Origin of the sequence: Sulfitobacter sp. HI0040, from assembly GCF_001634885.1 — a bacterium.
Classification (GTDB): domain Bacteria; phylum Pseudomonadota; class Alphaproteobacteria; order Rhodobacterales; family Rhodobacteraceae; genus Sulfitobacter.
On sequence record NZ_LWEX01000384.1, the window covers coordinates 1 to 4,599 of the forward strand.

General features: G+C 65.1%; 6 protein-coding genes. 1 reads left to right on the plus strand and 5 read right to left on the minus strand.

All coding sequences use genetic code 11. From position 1 onward, the window contains the following. The 3 genes from A3728_RS16140 to A3728_RS16150 all read right to left on the minus strand — a co-directional run. Positions 1-427: 2-dehydropantoate 2-reductase N-terminal domain-containing protein (locus A3728_RS16140; protein WP_161489596.1), on the minus strand; the 427-nt coding region annotated here is incomplete at its 3' end. Beyond that, a complete protein-coding gene (gene argF / locus A3728_RS16145) occupies positions 424-1,329 on the minus strand; it encodes an ornithine carbamoyltransferase (protein WP_067925881.1) in 906 nt (301 codons plus the stop codon). The genes A3728_RS16140 and argF, both read right to left, overlap by 4 nt. A gap of 73 nt (positions 1,330-1,402) precedes the next feature. Next, positions 1,403-2,575 (minus strand): aspartate aminotransferase family protein, encoded by a 1,173-nt coding sequence (locus A3728_RS16150; RefSeq protein WP_067925884.1) that lies wholly within the window; start codon positions 2,573-2,575, stop codon positions 1,403-1,405. A 208-nt stretch (positions 2,576-2,783) separates the two neighbouring features. Here A3728_RS16150 and A3728_RS16155 point away from each other — a divergent pair, with 208 nt between their 5' ends. After that, on the plus strand, positions 2,784-3,374 hold the full coding sequence (locus A3728_RS16155; protein ID WP_067925887.1) for a GcrA family cell cycle regulator: 591 nt from the start codon (positions 2,784-2,786) through the stop codon (positions 3,372-3,374). Between the two features lie 41 nt (positions 3,375-3,415). Here the strand turns inward: A3728_RS16155 and A3728_RS16160 are convergent, their stop codons facing one another. Next, a complete protein-coding gene (locus tag A3728_RS16160) occupies positions 3,416-4,201 on the minus strand; it encodes an SseB family protein (RefSeq protein ID WP_067925890.1) in 786 nt (261 codons plus the stop codon). Then, positions 4,194-4,599, minus strand: a 406-nt coding sequence (locus A3728_RS16165; RefSeq protein WP_067925899.1) for a uracil-DNA glycosylase family protein, incomplete at its 5' end; no start/stop codon positions are given. The genes A3728_RS16160 and A3728_RS16165, both read right to left, overlap by 8 nt.

Consider the following 4,599-nt stretch of genomic DNA (forward strand, 5'->3'; position numbering starts at 1 on the left):
ACCCCTGCCCCATGGGCACGACGTTGAAGGGCACCATCGCCGCCCGCACATCCCGCCCAGGCAGGGCGTCCCGCAGGGTGGCGGCATTGGTGACCCCGTTCTGCAGGCTGATCACGCAAGCCCCCGCCGCGCCATGCGCAGCGATGCTGCGGGCGATATCGGCGGTGTCCCGCGTTTTCACCGTTACGAGAATGACATCCGCCTGCGCGAGACAGCGCGCATCCTGCGTAAAGGTCAGATCTTCCGGGCGCACCGTCTCCGCCAGCCCGCCGAAATCGGTGAGCGTCAGGCCGTGGGCGCGTATCTCGTGCCCGATGCGGGGCCGTACCAGCAACGTGACATCACGGCCCGCTGCAGCCAGCAGCCCGCCCGTGAAACAGCCAATGGCCCCCGCGCCCGCGACGACGATCCGCGGGCCGTCGGTCATTTGTCCAGACACCAACGCATGATGGCCTTTTGCGCGTGAAGACGGTTTTCCGCCTCGTCGAAGATAACGGAATGGGGCCCGTCCATGACGCTGCTGGTCGCCTCGTCGTCGCGATGCGCGGGAAGGCAGTGCATGAACAGGGCATCCGGTTTGGCCCGCGCCATGAGCGCGTCGTTGACCTGATAGCCGCGCAACTGGTTGTGGCGCCGTTCCCGTGCAGACTGCGGGTCATGCATGCTGACCCAGGTGTCGGTGACCACCAGATCGGCGCCCTCCACCGCCTTCGCCGGATCGCGCTCCACGGTATATAGGCCATCGAGGGCCGGTTCCGGGTCCAGTGGGGGTGGGCCGGTAAACGTGAGGTCGAATTCGAACTGTTTCGCCGCATGGGCGAAACTGGCGAAAACGTTGTTGCCATCGCCTGACCAGACGATCTTGCGCCCCTTGATCGGTCCGGCGTGTTCCTCGAACGTCATGACATCGGCCATGATCTGGCAGGGGTGGCTGCGGTTGGTCAGCCCGTTGATGACCGGCACGCTCGCGTATTCCGCCATTTCGAGCAAGGTCTGCTCTTCGAAGGTCCGTATCATGATGAGATCGACGTAGCGGCTGAGCACGCGGGCGGTATCGGCGATCGTCTCGCCGTGGCCCAGTTGCATGTCGGTTCCCGACAGGACCATGGTCTGCCCGCCCATCTGCCGGACGCCTACATCGAAGGAGACACGCGTACGGGTGGAGGGTTTTTCGAAGATCAGCGCCACCATGTGGTCCTTGAGCGGCTGATCGTCGTCGGGCGCGCCGCGGGGGCGACCCTGACGCGCCGTCTTGACCGCGCGGGCGTCGTCAATAATTCCGCGCAGCGCTTCGGGGCGGGTTTGGTGAATATCAAGGAAGTGGGGCATGGATTTGCCTTTCTTACGGGCCGGGCACGAACTGCGCCGTGGCGGTGCGTGGCTTTAGGGAGCGGCGCGCCGCCTATTTCTTCATGGAGGTCGCCGCGTCGTCCAGTCGCGACAGCGCCTCTTCGATCTCGTCATCCGTGATGTTGAGGGGGGGCAGGATGCGCACGACGTTGTCTGCGGCCGGCACGGTCAAAACCTCATGCGCGTAGCCCGCCGTGACGAGATCGGTGTTCGTCACCTTGCAGCGCAGCCCCAGCATGAGCCCCATTCCGCGCACCTCTTCGAAAACGTCCGGGTGCGATGCCACGAGGCCTTCGAGCTTTTGACGGATGATCCCGGCCTTGCGGTTCACTTCGGGCAGGAAATCGGGCGCGGTGATCACATCCATCACTGCGGCTCCGACGGCGCAGCCCAGCGGGTTGCCCCCGTAGGTGGAACCATGGGTGCCCGCCGTCATGCCCGACGCTGCTTCTTCGGTCGCCAGCACGGCACCGAGGGGGAAGCCGCCCCCGATCCCCTTGGCCACCATCATGATGTCGGGGGAAACGCCCGACCATTCATGTGCGAAGAGCCGTCCAGTGCGACCCACGCCGCATTGCACTTCGTCCAGGATCATCAGGATGCCGTGTTCATCGCAGAGATCGCGCAAACCCTTCAGACAGGCATCCGGCAGTGGCCTGATGCCGCCCTCGCCCTGCACCGGCTCGACCATGATCGCGGCGGTCTTGTCGGTCACGGCGGCACGCAGTGCATCGTGATCGCCGAAGTCCAGATGCACGAAGCCCGGCAGGAGCGGACCGAACCCCTTGGTCATCTTCTCCGACCCCGCCGCCGCAATCCCGGCAGAGGAGCGCCCGTGGAAGGCACCGGAAAACGTGATGATCTCAACCCGTTCCGGCGCGCCGCGGTCGTGGAAATGCTTGCGCGCCATCTTCACCGCCAGTTCACAGGCTTCGGTGCCCGAGTTCGTGAAGAAACAGGTATCCGCAAAGGTGTGCTCCACCAGCCTGTCCGCCAGCGCCTGCTGCTGCGGAATCTGGTAAAGGTTGGACGTATGCCAGAGCGTTTGCGCCTGTACCGTCAGCGCACGAATGAGCGCCGGATGTGCATGGCCCAGCGCGTTCACGGCGATCCCCGCCCCGAGGTCGAGAAAACGTCGCCCGCCTTCCTCCACCAGCCAGACCCCTTCGCCCTTCACGAAGGACAGGGGTGCGCGGGCATAGGTGGGCAGTACGGAAGGGATCATGGTGATCGTCCTTTGCTGGTGTATCAAGCCGCCAAAAGGCCATGGGCACGCCCGGTGGTCAAGGGCCATGCAGGCGGCAAGGGCGCCGTTGACGGACGTGATGCCGCATACCGGCTTGCGCCTGCGCTGGCAGGCATTAGTATAGGGCGCTGAAATTGACGAAGCGGTCCTGACATCGGGGACCGCTTTCCAATATGGAGAACCCCGCATGTCCTGGACTGACGAACGCGTCGAGACACTGAAGAAGATGTGGGGCGAGGGCCAGTCCGCCAGCCAGATCGCCAAGGAACTGGGCGGCGTGACCCGCAACGCCGTCATCGGCAAGGTTCACCGGCTGGGCCTGTCCAACCGGGGTGCCGCCGCCGCACCGGCCGCCGCCAAGCCCGAAGCAAAGGCCAAGCCCGCCCCAAAGGCGGAAGCCAAGCCCGCAGCACCGGCCAAACCGGCAGAGCCAGAACCGGCCCCGCAGGAAACGCCCGAGCCCCCCGCGGCGGAAGCCAAGCCCGCCCTGCCGGTGCGCAAGCAGATCATCCCGGCCGGCCAGCCCCTGCCGCCGCAACCCTCCGCGAACGAGATCAGCCCCGAAGCGCTCGCCAAGGTCAACGAGATCGAGAAGAAGGCGAAGAAGATCGGCTTAATGGAATTGACCGAACGGACCTGCAAATGGCCCGTCGGCGACCCCGCGACCGAGGATTTCTGGTTCTGCGGTCTTCCCGTCCAGCAAGGCAAACCCTACTGCGAGGCGCATGTGGGCGTGGCGTTCCAACCCATGAGCGCGCGCCGCGACCGTCGGCGCTGATGCTCTGATCGGGGCGCGACGCCTGCGCCCTGATACCGCATCTATCTGAGGATCGGCGGCTTCGCCGGATCGCTTCCCGGCGCTGTCATACGGGGAGTCTTCTGCAAAGCTTCGGGCTGCGGCAGGTCGAATCGCAGGCCCACCTTCGCCAACCGGGGCACCACGGCATCACCCGCGGCGAAGAAGCCCACGTCCATCTCCCCGGCCTCGATGCCAGAGAATGTCAGCGCCTCGGACGCCGCGCGCACCAGCGCCGGTTGCGCCCGCTCGATGGCCCCGACAAAGCCGAGCAGATGCCCCCTGCCGCCCCCTTCGTATTCAACAGCCACAAGATAGGCCCCGGCCGCCATCCCCGTCGCCGTGGCAAGCTTTGCGTCCAATGCGGTGACAAGGCTTTCGGGAAGGCCCTTCGGTGGCAGAACCTGCTGGATGCGCGTTTCAACCTCGCTCGCGGCCTGCGCCAGCGTTTCACAAAGCCAGTCGATCGCCTCCGGCGGCAGCAACACCGCAGATGGCGCAACATCGAGGTTGATCGCCATGCCCAGCTTTTGCCCCTGCAACATCCCGGCAATGGCGCGCCCCGACAGCGCGACATAGGGTGCCGCCTGCCCCACGTAAGCAGAAAGCCGGGCTGCCCGGTCGAAAACCAGCACATAGGCGTCTTCGTGCAGCACGGGTTCCACCGCGTCGCCCTCCGGTTCGTCCTTCAGCAGCAGGAATAATTCGGAATCCGCAACCCTTTCGTAGAAACGCAACCGCGCCAGATCGTCATCGGCGTCAGCCTGCATCGCGGCATGCGCAGTATCGAGCGGGGTCGTTTCAGTCATCCAGTACATCCCTTACGGCCGCCTGCAGGCGCGGCACCACGTCGGCTTCGAACCATGGGTTCTTCTTCAGCCAACCGGTATTGCGCCAGGACGGATGTGGCAAGGCGAAGACGCCGGGCGGGTGGGCGCGCCAGTCGGCCACAGCCTGCGTGACAGACTTGAAAGACGGCAGATGGTAGCGCATGGCGTGCCCGCCGATCAGAATGGTCAGGCGGATATCCGGCACAGTGGCCAACGCGCCTTCGCGCCAGGTACGCGCGCAGATGGGCGGCGGCGGCAGATCACTGCCTTTGGCATCGTAACCGGGAAAGCAAAAGGCCATCGGAATGATGGCAACTTTCGAACGGTCATAGAAAGTATCCTCATCGATCCCCAGCCATGATCGAAGCCGCCTGCCC

Bases quoted from the DNA above. Each gene is read 5' to 3' on its own strand.
- argF (WP_067925881.1), bottom strand. From the start codon at position 1,329: ATGCCCCACTTCCTTGATATTCACCAAACCCGCCCCGAAGCGCTGCGC.
- A3728_RS16150 (WP_067925884.1), bottom strand. From the start codon at position 2,575: ATGATCCCTTCCGTACTGCCCACCTATGCCCGCGCACCCCTGTCCTTC.
- A3728_RS16155 (WP_067925887.1), top strand. From the start codon at position 2,784: ATGTCCTGGACTGACGAACGCGTCGAGACACTGAAGAAGATGTGGGGC.
- A3728_RS16160 (WP_067925890.1), bottom strand. From the start codon at position 4,201: ATGACTGAAACGACCCCGCTCGATACTGCGCATGCCGCGATGCAGGCT.